Genomic DNA, 15,500 nt, shown 5'->3' on the forward strand with positions numbered 1-15,500 from the left:
CGGGCGCGGGCCCGCCGGGCCCGGCGCACGCCGTCGCCTCGGGCGCGGTGCGGGGCCGGCCGGCGGCGGCTTCCTCAGGCCGCCGCACAGCCCACCGGGATCCGCATGCCCTGGACGACCTCCGTCCACAGCTCGTGGACGGCGAGGGCCCAGAGCGCGAGGGCGATGTGCTGGTTGGGCCGTTCCAGGTGGCGGGCGAGGAGGCGGTGGACGCGGTCGGCGCGGATCTTGCCGCCGAGGACCAGGCGGGCCGGGGACAGCAGCTCGCGGACGGTGTCGAGGAGCGGGCCGCCGGGGGCGAGCATCGCGGCGATCGGCAGCGTGAACGGCTGCTTGGGCCGGTTCAGGACGGACGCGGGCAGCAGTTCCGCGCCCGCCTCGTACAGCGCGCGCTTGCCGTGCCGGACCTCGGGCGGGAGTTCGCGGGCGTGGGTGACGACGCCCGGCTGGCAGAAGGGGAGCCGCGCCTCGACCGCCCACGCCATCGACAGGTGGTCGACCCGTCGCAGGTGGTACGCGGGCAGCCGCCACCGCGTCTCGAACGCGCTCAGCGCCGTCGCCCGGTCCGTCCCGGCCGCCTCCGCCGAGCGCAGCTCGCCCTCGACGCGGTCGGCGGCGGAGCCGTGGTCGGCGATGTAGGCGGCGTACGCGTTCGTGTACAGGTGCTCGCGGAGCATCCGGGGCGCCGCCGAGAGGGCGTCGGCGTAGGCGCCGGCCCAGTCGACGCCGGGCGGCGCGGTGAGCGCGGCGCGCATCCGGTCGTAGCCGCCGAAGAGTTCGTCGGCGCCGTCGCCGGTGAGGGCGACCGTGAAGCCGTTCTCGCGGACGGCGCGGAAGAGCGCGTACGTGGAGAGGGCGATCGGGTCGGCGTTGGGCTGCCCGAGGTGGCGCACCGTCCGGGTGAGGAGCGAGGGGATCTCGCCCGGGTCGATGCTCACCTCGTGGTGGACGGTCCGGGCGCGGCGGGAGACGGCCCGCGCGTACGCGGCCTCGGAGTCGGGCCACTTGCCGCGGTAGGTGAGGTGGAAGGTGTGGAGCGGCGGCGCGTCCGTCTCGCGCCGGTGCTCGGCGGCGAGCGCGGTGACGAGCCCGGAGTCGAGCCCGCCGCTGGTGATGGCGCACACGGGCACGTCGGCGGTGGCGAGCCGCCGCACCTCGTGGCGCAGTACGTCCTGGGTGTCGCCGACGGGCCGGGCGCCGGGGCCCGCGTACGGGGCGCGGCGGCGTACGACGGGCGCGGAGCCGGGCCGCACGAGTGCGGTGGCGCCGGGCGGGAGGACGGAGACGCCGTCGAGGGCGGTGTGCGTCGCGTACGAGGTGCGGGTGGCGAGGAGGGTGTCGAGCGCGTCCTCGCGCGGCGTGATCCGCACGCCCTCGAAGGCGAGCAGGGCCGGGATCTCGGAGGCGAAGCGGGTGGAGCCGTCGTACGGGTCGTGGTGGAGGTGGACCGGCTTCATGCCCATGTCGTCGACGGCGAGGACGAGTTGGGTGCTGCCGGGGCGCAGGTCGAGCACGGCGACCGCGAACATGCCGTCGAGGTGTTCGGCGAAGGCCGCGCCGTACTCGGCGTAGAGGGCGGGCAGGAGGGTGCCGTCGCAGCGGTCGGGGAAGCGGTGGCCGCGGGCGGCGAGGCGGCGGCGCAGCTCGTCGTGGTTGTAGATCTCGCCGTTGAGGACGGCGAGGATGCCGGGCAGGTGGGGCAGCCGGTACGGCTGCGTGCCGCCGCACGGGTCGGTGACGGCGAGCCGGTCGCAGCCCAGCGACCAGCCGGGGCCGCTGAGCACCTGGTGCTCGTCGGGGCCTCCGTGCCGCTGGCGGGCCGAGACGGCCGCCAGCTCGGCAGGGTCGGGTCGGCCCGCCCCCGCGGCGAAGGAGCCGAGAATCCTGCACATGGGCGGTCGCCTCCGGTCTCTCTCTACGCGCTACGAGTGGGTCTCTGTTCACCGTGTTCACATGTCGCACCCAATGATTTGAATCTACCAAGTTTTTGACTGGCGCGTAAGTGCCATGTCGGGTTCACGCCACGAGTCGGCCTTGCGGCGCACTTCGCGGCCCAACAGGCTGTTCCCATGGAGGACTTCGCGACGACCGACCTTCCGGAGCCGGAGCTGCCGGAGCCGCCCGAGCCGACCGACCGCAGCGCGCCGGAATCACTGCTGGTGGTGGCGGCACACCCGGACGACATCGAGTTCTGCGTGAGCGGCACCGTCATGCAGTGGATCGCGCGCGGCACCCGCGTCACGTACTGCATCGTCACCGACGGCGGCGCCGGCGGCTACGACCCGATGCTCCCCCGCCAGGCCATGGCGGACCTGCGCCGCGCCGAACAGGTCCACTCGGCGAAACTCAGCGGCGTCGCCGACGTCCGCTTCCTCGGCTACCCCGACAGCTTCGTCGAGGCGAACGTCCGACTGCGGCGCGACCTGTGCCGGGTGATCCGCGAGGTCCGCCCGCAGCGCTGCATCGTCCCGTCCCCGGAGATCAACTGGGCCCGCGCCGCCGACCTCCACCCCGACCACCGCGCCGTCGGCGAGGCCTGCCTGCGCGCGGTCTACCCCGAGGCCCGCAACCCCTTCGCCCACACCGAACTCCTCAAGGAGGAGGGCCTGGAGCCGTGGACGGTCCACGAACTGTGGCTGATGACGGGCCCGACCCCGAACCAGTACGTGGACGTCACGCCCGTCTTCGACCGCAAGGTCGAAGCCCTGCGCATCCACACCTCCCAGACCGCCCACTTCGACGACCTGGCGGGCCTGCTGCGCGACTGGCTGAGCGAACACGCGAGGGCGGGCGGACTGCCGCCGGGCCGGATGGCGGAGGCGTTCCAGATCGTGCACATCGACTGAGGCGGGAACGAACCGGCGGGAGCGGCCGGCCGGCCGGGGCGGCCCGGGCAACCGGGCCGACCGGGCGCGCTCGGGGCGCTCGGGGCGACCGGCGCGCTCGGGGCGAGCGGGGCGCTCGGGGCGATCGAGGCGAGCGGGGCCACCGGGACAACCGGGGCCACCGGGGCGAGCGGGCCGACACGTCGGGCCGTACCGCGGGATCGCCGCCTGGGACCACCGGTCCGCCGCGCGCCCCACGCGCGCGGCGGCCGCACTCACGTCTGCGGACGGGGTGTCCACCTCCCTTGGCTCCAAGGGCTATTCAATGCAATTTCACATTGCTATGTTACGCGGCACTGACAGGCCGGCCTTCCCCACCCCTGACATCCGACGCACCCACGTCCCCACGTCCCCACGCGCTCAACGCACCCCGCCCTCACGTCCTCACGTCCTCACGACAGGAGACCTCTGTTGTCCCGTCCGAGACCCGTGCGCGTGCTCCTCAGAGCCGCGGTCACCGCCACCGCCTGCGCGGCGGCACTGCTCCTCCCCGGCACCACCGCCGCGACGGCGGCACCCGTGCCGACCGGCGTCGCCCTCACCCCGACCACCGCGTCCGCGTCGGCTTCCGTCCACGGCAAGGGCAACGGCAACGGCAACGGCAACAGTCACCGTTCGCCGTACGACCACGCCGAGCGCCGGGCCACCCGCCCGGTAACCGACCAGGGCGGTTCGAAGCCCTGCAAGTCGCCCAAATGCAAAGCGGAGTTGGAGGCCCGGCTCTTCCCGTACACCTACGTGTACGACAAGGGCGCGCTGAGGGTCCGTACCGCGCTCGACAAGACGACGGTCGACCAGCTCTACTACGCGAGCAAGCAGGTCAAGGCGCACTTCCACCGCGTCGTCGGCACCGACGCGCCGCTCGCCGGCGACACCAACGCGACCCTGAACGTGGTCCTCTACGCCTCCCGCGCCGACTATGTCGCGTACCAAACCCTCCTCTACGGCCTGAGCACCGCCAACGGCGGCATGTACATCGAGGACGGCGCGACCTTCTACACCTACCAGCGGCGGGTGCCCGAGGACTCCTCCCTCACGCTGGAGGAGCTGTTCCGCCACGAGTACGCGCACTACCTCAACGGACGGTTCGCGGTCCCCGGCACCTTCGGCTCCGGCCCCTGGTACAGCGGCGACCGGACCACCGCGATGGACGAGGGCACGGCCGAGTTCTTCGACGGCGCGACCCGCGACGACGGCATTCGGGTGCGCCGCTCCCTCGTTCAGGGCGTCATCGACGACACGGCGACCGGCGGCCCGCGCATGACCGTGGACCAGCTGCTCCACGCCACCTACGAGGGCGACGGCTTCCGCTTCTACGACTACGCGGGCACGTTCTTCGAGTTCCTGTGGTGGGAGCGGCCGAGCGAACTCCGGTCGATGTACGGCTTCCTGCGGGCCGGCGACGTGACCGGATTCGACGCCTGGCGGAACCGGCTCGGCGCCGACCCCGCCGTCCAGCACGCGTACGACGCCTTCCTCGACGCCCAGATCGCGATCGTCGAGCAGCTGTACGTGCCCGCGACGACCTTCCAGCCGACCGGGACGCTCACGCACGGCACGGCGGACCAGGTGCGCGCCGCCCTCGCCACCGCCTCCGGCACCGCGCCGCAGTGCACGGACACCGGCGACACGGGCAGCAACCGGCGCTTCGTGTGCGGTGGCAGCCTGACGACGGCGGTGTCCGGCACGGCCGACGGCGACGCGGTGTTCGGGGCGTTCACGGCCGCGGTCGACCGGACCCTGATCGAATCGGCCCTCACCAGCGGCACGAACTTCGCGGACATGAACTGCTGGTTCGGCCCGATCGCGGCGACGGGAACGACGGCGACGGCCGCGTACAGCTGCGAAGGCCCCCTACGGGGCTGATCGGACCGGACGCAGGAGCCCGTAGCGACGCACCGCCTTCGTGACGCCCGCCTTGGCGCATCCTTGGCGGCATCCCCGGCCCCGCACGCCGTCCGCGTGCGGGGCCGGGGTGCCCGCGCCTACCGCGACCGGCGGCCGGCCGTGGACCCGAAGCCCAGCCAGGTGTGGCGGTTGCCCCACCAGCACCAGCCGACCTTGGGCGCGTCGCGCCGCTCGCGGCCGTCGCGGCCGGTGCCGTTGCTGATCCAGATGGCGGGCGTACGGGCGTCGTACGAGCCGTTCGGCTTGCGCAGCCGGGAGCCGATGGTCATGAAGCAGCGGTTGCGCTCCAGGGCCTCGGGCTGCTGGAGCACCCAGTGGATGCCCTCGGCGAGCGTGAGCGGGCTGCGCCCGTCCTTCTCGATCGCCGGCAGCGCCTCCTCCGGGCTCCAGTTGGCCATGTGGTCGCCGCGGTCGACCCCGGTGACGAGGTAGAGCGGGGCGTCGGGCAGCTCGACGGTGTACGGCGCGAAGTCGTCCACGTCGGGCATGTCGACGACGACGAACCCGGGCTTGCCCTCGCGCCGGAGCAACGGCGCGAGCGCGGAGGCGGGCACGCGACCGGGATGCACGGCGAGCAGTGCGCCCCCGGCCTCGGGTCCGGCGCCGTCCACGTACGCGCGGACCTCGTCGGCGGTGAGCCCGGCGAGCTCGTGCACGCCGAGCTCGATGAGCTTCTCGGCCTGGTCGGCGAGGGTGGGCAGCGGAGAGAGCGGGGAGGTGGTGGAGGAGGAAGCGGAAGAGGGGGCGTCGGTCAAGGCACTCCTAGAAGTCGTCCGTCGTCCATGGTCCGAAATCGATCGGCCAGGACTCGAACGAGACACGGACCGGGTTTGTTCCCGACCGCGCCCGCTGTTTTCCCGACACCCCGACACCCGGACACCCTGTCACCCCGTCACCCCGTCGCCCCGGCGCCGTCGGCATCGCCCCGACCAGCCCTACTTCCAGATGACGAGCGTCCTGTTGCCGTCCACCCACGTCACGTCGTTCGGGGCGCCGCCGCCCTTGTCCGTGAGGAAGATGCGGCAGCCCTCCACGCTTCCGCCCGTCGGAAGCTCGTCGAAGCCGGTGCTCTCCTCGCACTTCTCGAAGGTGCGGACGTGCAGGGGATCGTCGGGGTCGCCGCTCGCCTCGAACGACGGCAGCACGCTGAGCTTCGTCAGTGGTCCACCGTCCCCGTGCACTTCCAGCGCGCCCGACCAACTCGCCTTTGCCTCCTCCGTCTTGGTGTACCTGTACCGCAGGTAGTACGGAGTGCGACCGGCGTACTTGGCGGAGTCCTTCAGCTCGGCGAGGTCGGCCTCCGAACCGGCCTCCAGCGCGAGCACGGTGGGCGACGCGTGGGCGGCTCCGCCCGCTGCCGCTACGGACACACCCATACCAAGGACGACCCGCGCATCGGCACCCCGCTCGACCCCGAGCGCTACGACTACACCGGCGCCGTGCTATGGAACGCCCACGCCCCCACCCTGTGGGCCCGCTTCATGCTCCACCTGCGCCGCACCCTCGCCGCCGCAGCCGGACTCCCGCAACGCCTGCTCTCCAAGGTCGTCCGGGTCTCCTACGCCAAGGTCGCCGAATACCAGCAGCGAGGACTCATCCACTTCCACGCCGTGATCCGCCTCGACGGCCCCGCAGGCAGCCACACCCCGCCGCCATCCTGGGCCACCCCCGAACTCCTCGCCGACGCCATCCGGATCGCGGCCACCCGCGCCCGCATCGACGGACCGGAGATCAACGGCCGCGCCCGCTCCTTCGCCTTCGGCGAGCAGATCGACACCAGGATCATCCGGTCCTCCGCCTTCCAGGGCGGGACCACGATCACCGAGGGCAAGGTCGCCGGATACGTCGCCAAGTACGCCACCAAGGGCACCGAAGCCGCGACCGGCACCCTCGACCACCGGCTGAAGAAGATCACAGATCTCTGGTTCGAGTCCGTGCCCGAGCACGCCGCCCGGATGATCCGCACCGCCTGGGCCCTCGGCGCCCGCGACGAACTCAAGCACCTGAACCTGCGCAAGTGGGCCCACATGCTCGGCTTCCGCGGCCACTTCTCCACCAAGACCCGCGCCTACTCCACCACCCTCAGCGCGCTCCGGGCCGCCCGCGCCGCCTGGCACCGCCGCCACACCCCTCCGCCCTCACCGACCACCCTCGTCATCGCCCACTGGGCCTACGACGGCACCGGCCTCACCCCCGACCTCGAACGCCTCGCCGCACTCATCCACGGCGGCCCGACGGGCGAGCAGGAGGTAGCGACTCGTGCGTGACGACGAACTCCTCACCGTCCCCGAGGCAATGGCCCGCCTCAAGATCGGCCGCTCCGCCCTCTACGACCTCCTGCGCACCCGCCGCCTGGCCTCCCTGACCATCGGTCGCGCCCGCCGCATCCCCGCCCACGCCCTCGCTGACTACGTCCAGCACCACCTGGAAGAGGCCGCCCGATGACCGCCCCCAAGCGCAAGAAGGCCCGCGCCAACGGCGAAGGCACCATCTACCAGCGCAAGGACGGCCGCTGGGAAGCCGCCGGCTACGTCCTCGCCGCCAACGGCACCCGCAAACGCGTCCGCGTCTACGGCACCACCCGCAAGAATGCGGCCGACAGGCTCGCCGAGAAGATCACCGACAGCAACCGCGGGCTGCCGGTCGCCACTGCTGACAGCACGCTCGGTGACTACCTGACGTACTGGCTCAGCAGTGTCGCCGTTCACCGGCTTCGCGAGAACACTCATACCCGATACGCCGCCTGCGTCCGCCTCCACCTCATCCCCGGACTCGGCACCAAGAAAATCGCACGGCTCACCGCCAAGGACGTCCGCACCTTCCTCGACCGACTCCGCACCACCTGCCAGTGCTGCACCCAAGGGCTGGACACCGAACGGAAGAAGTGCTGCGCGGTCGGCGAGTGCTGCCAGAAGCAGCTGTCCGCTTTGACCGTGACCTACGTGCACTCGGTGCTCAAGTCAGCACTGGAACACGCCGTCCGCGAAGACGAGCTGCCCCGGAACGTCGCGCGCAACGTCAAGACCACCACGCACCAGCCCAGGCGCTTCCGTCCGCTCACTGCGGCAGAGGCCCGCAAGTTCCTCGACGCGGCACTCGCCGACCGGCTCCACGCGCTGTACGAACTCGCCCTCCGCACCGGACTCCGCAAAGGCGAACTCCTCGGCCTCCACTGGGAAGACCTCGACCTCACCACCGGAACGGCCAGCATCCGCCGCTCACTCCAGCGCACCCGCACCGGCGGCCTCACCCACCTGCCCACCAAGAGCCGCGCATCCGAACGCCGCATCGCCCTCCCCACCGAATGTCTCCGCTCCCTCAAGAAGCACCAGGAACGCCAAGACAAAGAGCGAGAGACAGCAGGATCGGCCTGGACAGACAGCGGCCTCGTCTTCACCACGCCGACCGGACGGCCTCTCGACCCGGCCAACCTCACACGCCGCTTCCGCAGCTTCCTCAACCGGGCCGGACTCCGCCGCATCCGCTTCCACGACCTCCGGCACTCGACTGCGACCCTGCTCCTGGAACAAGGCGTCGACCTCGTCGTGATCAAGGAACTCCTCGGCCACGCCCACATCGGCGTCACCGCCGGCGTCTACGCCCACGTCCGACTCCGCCTCCAACGTGAAGCCATCGACACCCTCGGCAACGCCCTCTGCCCCACCGACGATGACCCCGACGCTCCGCCTGCCGGAGTCGTCGTCCGCTGACGTTGCCGTCACCGTTGCCGTCAAGCGACACATGTGCCCCACCAGCTCTTGCTGATGGGGCACATGTGCATTCACTGCGAGAACATTGCGAGTTTGATGCGGGGCAGGCCAAGGTTTCAAGTTGCAAAACCTTCGAGATGGCTTCCGCTTCCCGCTCGGCCAAAACTCTGACCGATCTCAAGATCTCGTCAAGAAGGTCTACTCCGTACCTCGCAGCGGACCGAACTTGGAAGGAGCATGGTGATCTCCAAGATCTTCATGCCACGAGCACTTTCGAGCCAGAACGTAGCCCTCTCCCCCGTTGAGGAGATAGAGCGTTCCAGTCGCACTATCGGACGATTGAGCCCCCAGGATCTGCTCCCTCTCTTCATTGTTCGCCTCGCTGATTTCCAGGTGGCTATAGTCAGGCTGCAAATGCATCAGCTCGACCGCCATGAAGGCGACATCCAACCGGGTATTGAATCCTTCCACATTGACACTGCGCAGCAGCAGCGTGGAGTGACTGACAGAGTACTGCCAGACCTGGAATTCACGATTCCACTCAACGATCTTCCCCAACTCACCCTCCAGAAAGAAAGCCCGGCATCGGAACCTTCACTTCGGCTCCGCCGCGATAGAAGGTGATGCTATCCCAAGAGCGGTCTCCGACTCGTACAGCCTTGCCGACGTGATACATCTCCCGCTCCGTCGCGAACCAATTGCCACCACTACCATTCTTGTAAGCACTGGCGAACTGCTCGGAGGGATTAGACCCACTGAATCCATCCAGTCGGACATGGAGTCTCACGTTTGGATTATGGGCAGCCGCACGAACCTGGGCCTCCCAAATGTCACTATCCAGATAGTGGGTGTACCCCTTACCATCCGCAAAATCTCTGAGGCCATGCTTACGAGTCCCCAATGCCACATCCGTAGGACACCCACCGGAATTGTGAACCAGGACCGGAGTATCACCCGCCAGCACATAGTACGTGTGCTACGCAACCCCTCCCCGCCTGCGTTTTCGCAGGCCATCGGCGCTTTCGTGCTCCGCCGACGTCCGTGGCTGTGCCCTGGCGTCCGCGCTTGTTGCCGTCACTACTGCCGTCAGCGGTCTACACCGCCTGGGGAATTCCAGGAATTCCGAATGCGTGTCAAGCGGCTTTGTCGTGCGGGGTGAGGCTGATGGTCAGGTCGGCGCCGAGAGCCTGAGCCAGGCGGCGCAGGAGGGGAAGCGTGGGCACGGTCCCGCCGCCTTCGAAGCGGGAGATCTGCGGCTGTTTCATCCCGCACCGCTCGGCCAGCTCGGCCTGGGACAGCCCGAGCTCGATGCGCCGGGCGTGGACGAGTTGCCCGAGCTCACGGGCGAGCGCGGAAGGCGGGTCCTGCATGGTTCCTCCCCGCCTCAGGCCGCTGGGGCGGCGATGGTGACGGTGGGCTCGTCTCCGCCGGCGAGGTGCACGTCCACCGTGAGGTCCAGTGCGCGGGCCAGGCGCATGATGACCGCGATGGGCGGCAGCTCGGTGGCCGTCTCGATGCCTTCGATGTCATCGACGTCGACGTGCATGCGCTCGGCGAGGTCGGCCTCGCTCAGGCCCAGCTGCTTACGCCGGTCGTAGACGGCCTTGCCCAGGGTCATGGCGAGGCCGGCCTCTTCGTAGACCCGGTCGTACTCGGGGTCAGCGTCCAGGTGTTCGCCCAGCAGCTGGCGGTGGCGACGGGTCCTCCATTCGCTGTGGTTCACCGGTTCTCCTTGAGGTTGCGGCTGTAGTGGTCGTGCTCGGCGGCGGCTTCATGCTCTGCCTCGCACAATCGCTGTGCGGCGTGGGCGCGGTCCACTTCGGCCTGCTCGCGCATCTTGGTCTTGCGGAACACGGTGAGCAGCACGACACGTCGGCCGGGCGCCAGCCAGTAGGTAATGCGCTGGTGAGCATCGCCGAGGCGGAAGCGCAGCTCGCGGAGCTTGCCGCCCAGATGGCGGGAGTGCGGTTCGTCGAGCGTGGTGGGCTGCTCGGCGAGCAGGTCAGCAACGCGTTCGGCCTGCTTGTAGTGATGGGCCGGAATGTTCTCCAGCCACAGCCGTACCTCCGGCTCGATCTCGATCGAGTACCGCCCGCTGTCCATAGCGCCGATGATATATGGGCCGGGCTGATGCGTCGCCCAGTTTGGCGGCGCGGGGGCCGGGGCGGGGGTGGGCCGCCTGGGCGTCGCTCCCCCGCTGGAGGCGGTGGCGGCCACCGCCCTCGGCGAGCCTGCGCGACGCGCGTGAAGGGTCGGCCCCCTGGTCGGCCCTTGCCTGCGATCCGGCCGTAGGACGGTCGTAGGCGATAGCTTGCTGTGCCAGGAGTCCGGCTTCGGTCATCCCGACGACCTGCCCGGTTGCCGCGCTCCCGCAGCCCGGCTGCCGCGTCGGCTCGGTACGTCCAGCAGCGCGTGATCGCGGGAGCAGACGGCGGGGCTTGTCGGCGACGGCGGCCAGCCTTGGCGGGCGGGCCCGCCTTGAACCTCGTAGAGAAAATCTGAACGCACCGCCCTGACCAGCCCTGACCAGCGTCCCGGCACGGTGGGTCAGCGGCCCCGCTCACCGCCGCCTGACTCCAGGGCCTCGACGCGGCCACGAAGGTCGGCAATCTGCTGAGCAGCCTCGGCCAGCGCACGTTCCAGCACCTCGACGCGGGCCGCCGTCCCGGTGACAGGTGCGGTCACCTCGGGGCCGTCGAGGTCATCAGCGTCGTCGGCGGCGTGGTCGTGGTGGGCGACGAAGGCACCCTTGCCGGGGCGCGAGACCGCCCACCCCTCCTGCTTCAGCAGGGCCATGGCCTTCTGCACAGTCAAGCTGGAGGCCCCGAACTCCCGCATCAACGCGGTCTGCGTCGGCAGCGCGTCCCCCGGCTTCAATCGTCCGGAGCGGATCTGCTCCCGCAGGGTCTCGGCGATGACCTCGAACGTCAGTGGTACCCCGCCGGCCGCCGGCCTGCGCCCGCGCCGCGTCGTCATCACGCCTGCCACCCCCGCTTTCCATGCCCTCTACCAGCTATTTCCGGCCGGTCCAAACCGGGAAACCGGCCCCACACTACCCGCGTCCCGCACCCACAGAAAGGAATGAGGAGGGATGCACTTGAATGCGCCCGTGGGGCGATGTTAACGTCACGCACCCGCCGGTGATCACCACCGCGCCCCGCCGACCAAGCCCCCACTGGTCCGGCCCCCGCGCCCGACTTCGAGGCGCCCCGTTCCCCTGTGAGCCGATCACTTCGGCCTGCCCACGCCGCCCCGCGCCGTACCGCTTCCGCGCTCCCGCCGAAAGGCCCCGTTCCGCATGCCCGCACAGCTCCAACTCCCGTACTCCGCAACCGCTCCAGCCGCCTCGCGTCCGTCGTCAGCGTTCACGACGCCGACCTGCCCGGCGGACGCCACCGCCTCGGCGGCAGGGCGGTCGAGGCTGGAGCGCCGCGCCAGGCTCACCGCCAGGCTGGCGAAGCTCGCCGCCACCGGCCACCTCGCGCCCCTCGCGCGGCAGATATCCGGACTCGGCGGCTGCGCGCACCCGATCCGCCTCACCGGGCACCGAACCCATCTGGACAGCGCGACCGGCGAGATCCTCGACCACTTCGACTCCAGCCGGCTCCCGGCGGGCGAGCTGCTGGTCCGCTGCGGCAACCGCCGCGCCACCCGCTGTCCGGCCTGCTCGACCGTCTACCGCTACGACACCTACCAGCTCATCGCCGCCGGCCTGCGCGGCGGCAAGACCGTCCCCACCAGCGTCGCAGCCCACCCCCGCGTCTTCGCCACCCTCACCGCACCCGGCTTCGGCCCCGTCCACAACCAACCCGACGGCACCGGCCGCTGCCACTGCGGCCACACTCACCCCGACAACGACTCGCTCCTCGGCACCCCACTCGACCCCGACCGCTACGACTACGCGGGCGCGGTGCTGTGGAACGCCCACGCCCCGGCCCTGTGGGCCCGCTTCACCACCCACCTACGACGCGAGATCGCCAAAGCCGCCGGACTCACCCAGCGCAGCCTGCGCCACCACGCGACGCTGTCGTACGCCAAGGTCGCCGAGTACCAGAAGCGCGGCCAGGTCCATTTCCACGCCGTCATCCGCCTCGACGGACCCACCGGACCCACCAGCACCCCGCCCGCCTGGGCCACCACCCAACTCCTCGACCACGCCGTACGCGCCGCCGCCACACGCACCCGCGTCCCGCACGAAGGCCAGTCGCGGCAGCCCTCCGGGGCTCCGGTCGGTGGCCGAGCTGACTGGTTGGTGTTCCGGTTCGGGCGGCAGATCGACGTCCGGCCGATCCGCGGCACCGATTTCACCGGCGACGCACTGGTCACCGACCGGCACGTCGCCGCCTACATCGCCAAGTACGCCACCAAAGGCGCCGAGACCACCACCGGCACCCTCGACCGCCGACTCCGCCTCCTCGCCGAACTCGCCCAGTACGACATCACCGACCACGCCCGCCGCATAATCCACACCGCCTGGCACCTCGCCACCCGTCCCGAACACGCCCACCTCCGCCTGCGGCAGTGGGCCCACATGCTCGGCTTCCGAGGCCACTTCTCCACCCGCACCCGCCACTACTCCACCACCCTCACCCACCTCCGCACCGAACGCACCGCCTGGCACACCCCCCAAGCTGACACCGCTGCTCCGGCACCAGTCGGCCCGCGCGCCGAGCGAACGGCCGCCGACAGCAACCTGCCCACCGGCGGGCAGCCGGTCACAGACCGGCACGCTGACCGCGATGACCGCAGTGACCTGACCACCGGTCACCGAGCCGGTCACTGTGCCGCCACAGCCGGTCAGCGCGGCAACGCGGACACGACCCTCGTCATCTCGCACTGGCAGTACGCGGGAACCGGCCTCCTGCCCGAACTTGCCCACCTCGCGAACCTCCTGGAAGCCAAGCGGCCTGCCCGGCCCGACGGACGGCGACCAGACGGCCCCGGCCACTCCGGTGGCCAGCCGTCCGACGCTGACCGGACGGGAGCCGTCGCGTGACCCCGGGCACCGAACTCCTCACCGTCCCCCAGGTCATGGCCCGCCTCCAGCTCGGCCGCTCCGCCGTCTACGACCTGCTCCGCTCCGGCCAGCTCGCCTCGATCACCCTCGGCCGCGCCCGCCGCATCCCCGCTCACGCGCTGGCCGACTTCATCCGCACCCGCCTCGACCAGGAAGCCGCCGCCTGATGACCACGCCCCGAGACACCAACACCTCCCGCCGCGTGCGCGCCAACGGCGACGGAACCGTCTACCAGCGCAAGGACGGCCGCTGGGAAGCCGCCGGATACGTCCTCGCCCCCGGCAACACCCGCAAGCGCATCCGCGTCTACGGCACCACCCGCAAGGACGCCCTGGCAAAGCTCACCGAGAAGATCGCCGCCAGCAACCGCGGCCTCCCCGTCCCCTCCGCGCAGGGCAGCGTGGCCGCCTACCTGACGTACTGGCTGGAGAACGTAGCCGCCCACCACCTCCGTGAGAACACCCACACCCGCTACACCACGTGCGTCCACCGGTACCTGATCCCCGGCCTCGGCAAGAAGAAGATGGCCAAGCTCACCGCCAAGGACGTCCGCACCTGGCTCAACCAACTCCGCACCACCTGCCAGTGCTGCACGCGCGGCATCGACGCCCGGCGCAACCAGTCCCGCTGCTGTGCCGCCGGCCAGTGCTGCCACAAGCTGCTCTCCCCGCTGACTCTCACCTACATCCACTCGGTGCTCAAGTCCGCGCTGGAGCACGCCGTGCGCGAGGAAGAGATCCCGCGCAACGTCGCCCGCAACGTCCGCACCGGCACACCCCGCCCCCGACGCTTCGAACCCCTCACCGCCGACGAAGCCCGCCGACTCCTCACCACCGCCCAAGGCCACCGGCTGCACGCCCTGTTCGAACTCGCCCTCCACACCGGACTCCGCAAGGGCGAACTGCTCGGCCTGCACTGGACAGACCTCGACCTCGACGCAGGCACCGCCGCCGTCCGCCGCACCCTTCAGCGCACCGCCGCAGGCGGGCTCACCACGCTGCCCACCAAGACACGGGCCTCCGAGCGCCGCATCGCCCTTCCCACCCGCTGCGTCCAGTCGCTGAAGCTCCACCACAAGCAGCAGCAGCGCGAGCGCGAGGCCGCGGGCACGACGTGGCTGCACGACGGGCACGTGTTCACCACTGCGCAGGGCCGACCGATCGACCCGACCAACCTCACCCGCGCCTTCCTCACGCTTCTCCGCAAGGCCGGCCTCCGCCGCATCCGCTTCCACGACCTCCGGCACTCGACCGCGACCTTGCTCCTGGAGCAGGGCATCGAACTCGTCGTAATCAAGGAACTCCTCGGCCACGCCCACATCGGCGTCACCGCCACCGTCTACGCCCACGTACGACTCCGCCTCCAACGCGACGCCATCGACGCCCTCGGTACCGCGCTCGGCGGCCGGGAGACCACCGAGCCGGGCAGCTTCGACGGCGACGAATCGCCACCCTGCGCCTCACTCGTCCGCTGACGTTGCCGTCAATTACTGAGCTCTTTCCAACCTGTCGGCCAGGAGGGGCGGTTGGGCTGACAGACGGGTGAAGCCCCTGGTAGATGGGTTTTCGACTAAGAAATCCGTCTCCACCAGAGGCTTCGTGTGCTTGTCTACCCGTCGGGCGTCGACGTGTCCAGCTCCGCCCTGCGCTTCCTGTCCGCCAAGCTCCGTCAGCGCCGCCGGGAGCTCGGTACCCGCTGGCGGCGCCTGAGTGCCGGCCGGCAGGCGCTGCTCACTCTTGCCCATCTCCGCAACGGCCACCCGTATGCCCAGCTGGCGGCCGGGTTCGGCATCGGGACGACGACCGCGTACCGGTACATCACCGAGGCCGTCGAGGTCCTGGCCGCTCTCGCGCCGACTCTCGCGGAGGCGGTCCGGGCCGCATCGTCGAAGGCGTTCGTGCTGCTGGACGGGACCTTGCTGCCGATCGACCGGATCGCCGCGGACCAGCCCTACTACTCGGGGAAGCACAAGAGGCACGG

The 15,500-nt window shown here is 70.7% G+C and carries 17 protein-coding genes and 1 pseudogene; 9 read left to right on the forward strand and 9 right to left on the reverse strand.

Translation table 11 applies throughout. The features are described from left to right. Nucleotides 1-74: 74 nt before the first annotated feature. The gene (gene asnB / locus ESG85_RS27430) at nucleotides 75-1,892 is read right to left on the reverse strand and encodes an asparagine synthase (glutamine-hydrolyzing) (protein WP_128983830.1); all 1,818 of its coding nucleotides are present in this window, start codon (nucleotides 1,890-1,892) and stop codon (nucleotides 75-77) included. 177 nt (nucleotides 1,893-2,069) lie between these two features. Between asnB and ESG85_RS36715 the strand changes: the two genes are divergently transcribed. Both ESG85_RS36715 and ESG85_RS27440 read left to right on the forward strand, forming a co-directional pair. Further along, nucleotides 2,070-2,846 (forward strand): PIG-L deacetylase family protein, encoded by a 777-nt coding sequence (locus ESG85_RS36715; RefSeq protein ID WP_281288087.1) that lies wholly within the window; start codon nucleotides 2,070-2,072, stop codon nucleotides 2,844-2,846. Between the two features lie 735 nt (nucleotides 2,847-3,581). Beyond that, nucleotides 3,582-4,751, forward strand: a pseudogene (locus ESG85_RS27440) (collagenase); the annotation flags it as partial. Nucleotides 4,752-4,870: 119 nt separating this feature from the next. Here ESG85_RS27440 and ESG85_RS27445 read toward each other — a convergent pair. Together ESG85_RS27445 and ESG85_RS35155 are read right to left on the reverse strand one after the other, a co-directional pair. Beyond that, a complete protein-coding gene (locus ESG85_RS27445; RefSeq protein WP_128983832.1) occupies nucleotides 4,871-5,548 on the reverse strand; it encodes a DUF5701 family protein in 678 nt (225 codons plus the stop codon). Between the two features lie 180 nt (nucleotides 5,549-5,728). Further along, complete coding sequence (locus ESG85_RS35155; protein ID WP_164986330.1) at nucleotides 5,729-6,163, reverse strand: hypothetical protein; 435 nt, start codon at nucleotides 6,161-6,163, stop codon at nucleotides 5,729-5,731. Here ESG85_RS35155 and ESG85_RS27455 point away from each other — a divergent pair. Genes ESG85_RS27455 through ESG85_RS27465 form a run of 3 tightly spaced genes read left to right on the forward strand, consistent with a single transcriptional unit; the run spans nucleotide 6,131 to nucleotide 8,503 of the window. Then, complete coding sequence (locus tag ESG85_RS27455; RefSeq protein WP_181019133.1) at nucleotides 6,131-7,060, forward strand: replication initiator; 930 nt, start codon at nucleotides 6,131-6,133, stop codon at nucleotides 7,058-7,060. The genes ESG85_RS35155 and ESG85_RS27455 overlap by 33 nt on opposite strands. After that, nucleotides 7,053-7,238: a helix-turn-helix domain-containing protein gene (locus tag ESG85_RS27460; protein WP_043432604.1), complete on the forward strand. Its 186-nt coding sequence runs from the start codon at nucleotides 7,053-7,055 to the stop codon at nucleotides 7,236-7,238. Before ESG85_RS27455 ends, ESG85_RS27460 begins: the two co-directional genes overlap by 8 nt. Further along, nucleotides 7,235-8,503: a tyrosine-type recombinase/integrase gene (locus ESG85_RS27465; protein ID WP_128983836.1), complete on the forward strand. Its 1,269-nt coding sequence runs from the start codon at nucleotides 7,235-7,237 to the stop codon at nucleotides 8,501-8,503. Before ESG85_RS27460 ends, ESG85_RS27465 begins: the two co-directional genes overlap by 4 nt. A 198-nt stretch (nucleotides 8,504-8,701) precedes the next feature. Here ESG85_RS27465 and ESG85_RS27470 read toward each other — a convergent pair whose 3' ends face one another. The 6 genes from ESG85_RS27470 to ESG85_RS27495 form a co-directional block, all read right to left on the reverse strand. Next, entirely contained in the window at nucleotides 8,702-9,061 is a 360-nt protein-coding gene (locus ESG85_RS27470; RefSeq protein ID WP_128983838.1) for a hypothetical protein, read from the reverse strand. Nucleotide 9,062: 1 nt separating this feature from the next. After that, complete coding sequence (locus ESG85_RS36305; protein ID WP_128983840.1) at nucleotides 9,063-9,467, reverse strand: polymorphic toxin type 27 domain-containing protein; 405 nt, start codon at nucleotides 9,465-9,467, stop codon at nucleotides 9,063-9,065. 169 nt (nucleotides 9,468-9,636) lie between these two features. Continuing rightward, nucleotides 9,637-9,873 (reverse strand): helix-turn-helix domain-containing protein, encoded by a 237-nt coding sequence (locus tag ESG85_RS27480; protein ID WP_128983842.1) that lies wholly within the window; start codon nucleotides 9,871-9,873, stop codon nucleotides 9,637-9,639. Nucleotides 9,874-9,887: 14 nt separating this feature from the next. Next, nucleotides 9,888-10,226, reverse strand: a complete 339-nt coding sequence (locus tag ESG85_RS27485; RefSeq protein ID WP_246095320.1) for a helix-turn-helix domain-containing protein — start codon at nucleotides 10,224-10,226, stop codon at nucleotides 9,888-9,890. Next, nucleotides 10,223-10,606, reverse strand: coding sequence for a type II toxin-antitoxin system RelE/ParE family toxin (locus tag ESG85_RS27490; protein WP_128983844.1), 384 nt, complete (start codon nucleotides 10,604-10,606; stop codon nucleotides 10,223-10,225). Before ESG85_RS27490 ends, ESG85_RS27485 begins: the two co-directional genes overlap by 4 nt. A gap of 444 nt (nucleotides 10,607-11,050) precedes the next feature. Further along, complete coding sequence (locus ESG85_RS27495) at nucleotides 11,051-11,479, reverse strand: winged helix-turn-helix domain-containing protein (RefSeq protein ID WP_246095321.1); 429 nt, start codon at nucleotides 11,477-11,479, stop codon at nucleotides 11,051-11,053. A 322-nt stretch (nucleotides 11,480-11,801) separates the two neighbouring features. Here ESG85_RS27495 and ESG85_RS27500 point away from each other — a divergent pair, with 322 nt between their 5' ends. The 4 genes from ESG85_RS27500 to ESG85_RS27515 all read left to right on the forward strand — a co-directional run. After that, entirely contained in the window at nucleotides 11,802-13,499 is a 1,698-nt protein-coding gene (locus tag ESG85_RS27500; protein ID WP_128983846.1) for a replication initiator, read from the forward strand. Continuing rightward, nucleotides 13,496-13,687 (forward strand): helix-turn-helix domain-containing protein, encoded by a 192-nt coding sequence (locus ESG85_RS27505; RefSeq protein WP_128983848.1) that lies wholly within the window; start codon nucleotides 13,496-13,498, stop codon nucleotides 13,685-13,687. The genes ESG85_RS27500 and ESG85_RS27505 overlap by 4 nt, the downstream gene beginning before the upstream one ends. Then, on the forward strand, nucleotides 13,687-14,994 hold the full coding sequence (locus ESG85_RS27510; RefSeq protein WP_128983850.1) for a tyrosine-type recombinase/integrase: 1,308 nt from the start codon (nucleotides 13,687-13,689) through the stop codon (nucleotides 14,992-14,994). Before ESG85_RS27505 ends, ESG85_RS27510 begins: the two co-directional genes overlap by 1 nt. Nucleotides 14,995-15,120: 126 nt before the next feature. Then, on the forward strand, nucleotides 15,121-15,500 hold a 380-nt coding region (locus ESG85_RS27515; RefSeq protein WP_164986195.1), incomplete at its 3' end, for a transposase family protein.

The organism is Streptomyces roseicoloratus (assembly GCF_004117935.1).
Classification (GTDB): Bacteria; Actinomycetota; Actinomycetes; order Streptomycetales; family Streptomycetaceae; genus Streptomyces; species Streptomyces roseicoloratus.

What these genes read in the sequence shown, in the direction of transcription:
- ESG85_RS27510 (WP_128983850.1), top strand. Translation starts at nt 13,687, where the DNA reads ATGACCACGCCCCGAGACACCAACACCTCCCGCCGCGTGCGCGCCAAC.
- ESG85_RS36715 (WP_281288087.1), top strand. Translation starts at nt 2,070, where the DNA reads ATGGAGGACTTCGCGACGACCGACCTTCCGGAGCCGGAGCTGCCGGAG.
- ESG85_RS27500 (WP_128983846.1), top strand. Translation starts at nt 11,802, where the DNA reads ATGCCCGCACAGCTCCAACTCCCGTACTCCGCAACCGCTCCAGCCGCC.
- ESG85_RS27490 (WP_128983844.1), bottom strand. Translation starts at nt 10,606, where the DNA reads ATGGACAGCGGGCGGTACTCGATCGAGATCGAGCCGGAGGTACGGCTG.
- ESG85_RS27480 (WP_128983842.1), bottom strand. Translation starts at nt 9,873, where the DNA reads ATGCAGGACCCGCCTTCCGCGCTCGCCCGTGAGCTCGGGCAACTCGTC.
- asnB (WP_128983830.1), bottom strand. Translation starts at nt 1,892, where the DNA reads ATGTGCAGGATTCTCGGCTCCTTCGCCGCGGGGGCGGGCCGACCCGAC.
- ESG85_RS27495 (WP_246095321.1), bottom strand. Translation starts at nt 11,479, where the DNA reads ATGACGACGCGGCGCGGGCGCAGGCCGGCGGCCGGCGGGGTACCACTG.
- ESG85_RS27465 (WP_128983836.1), top strand. Translation starts at nt 7,235, where the DNA reads ATGACCGCCCCCAAGCGCAAGAAGGCCCGCGCCAACGGCGAAGGCACC.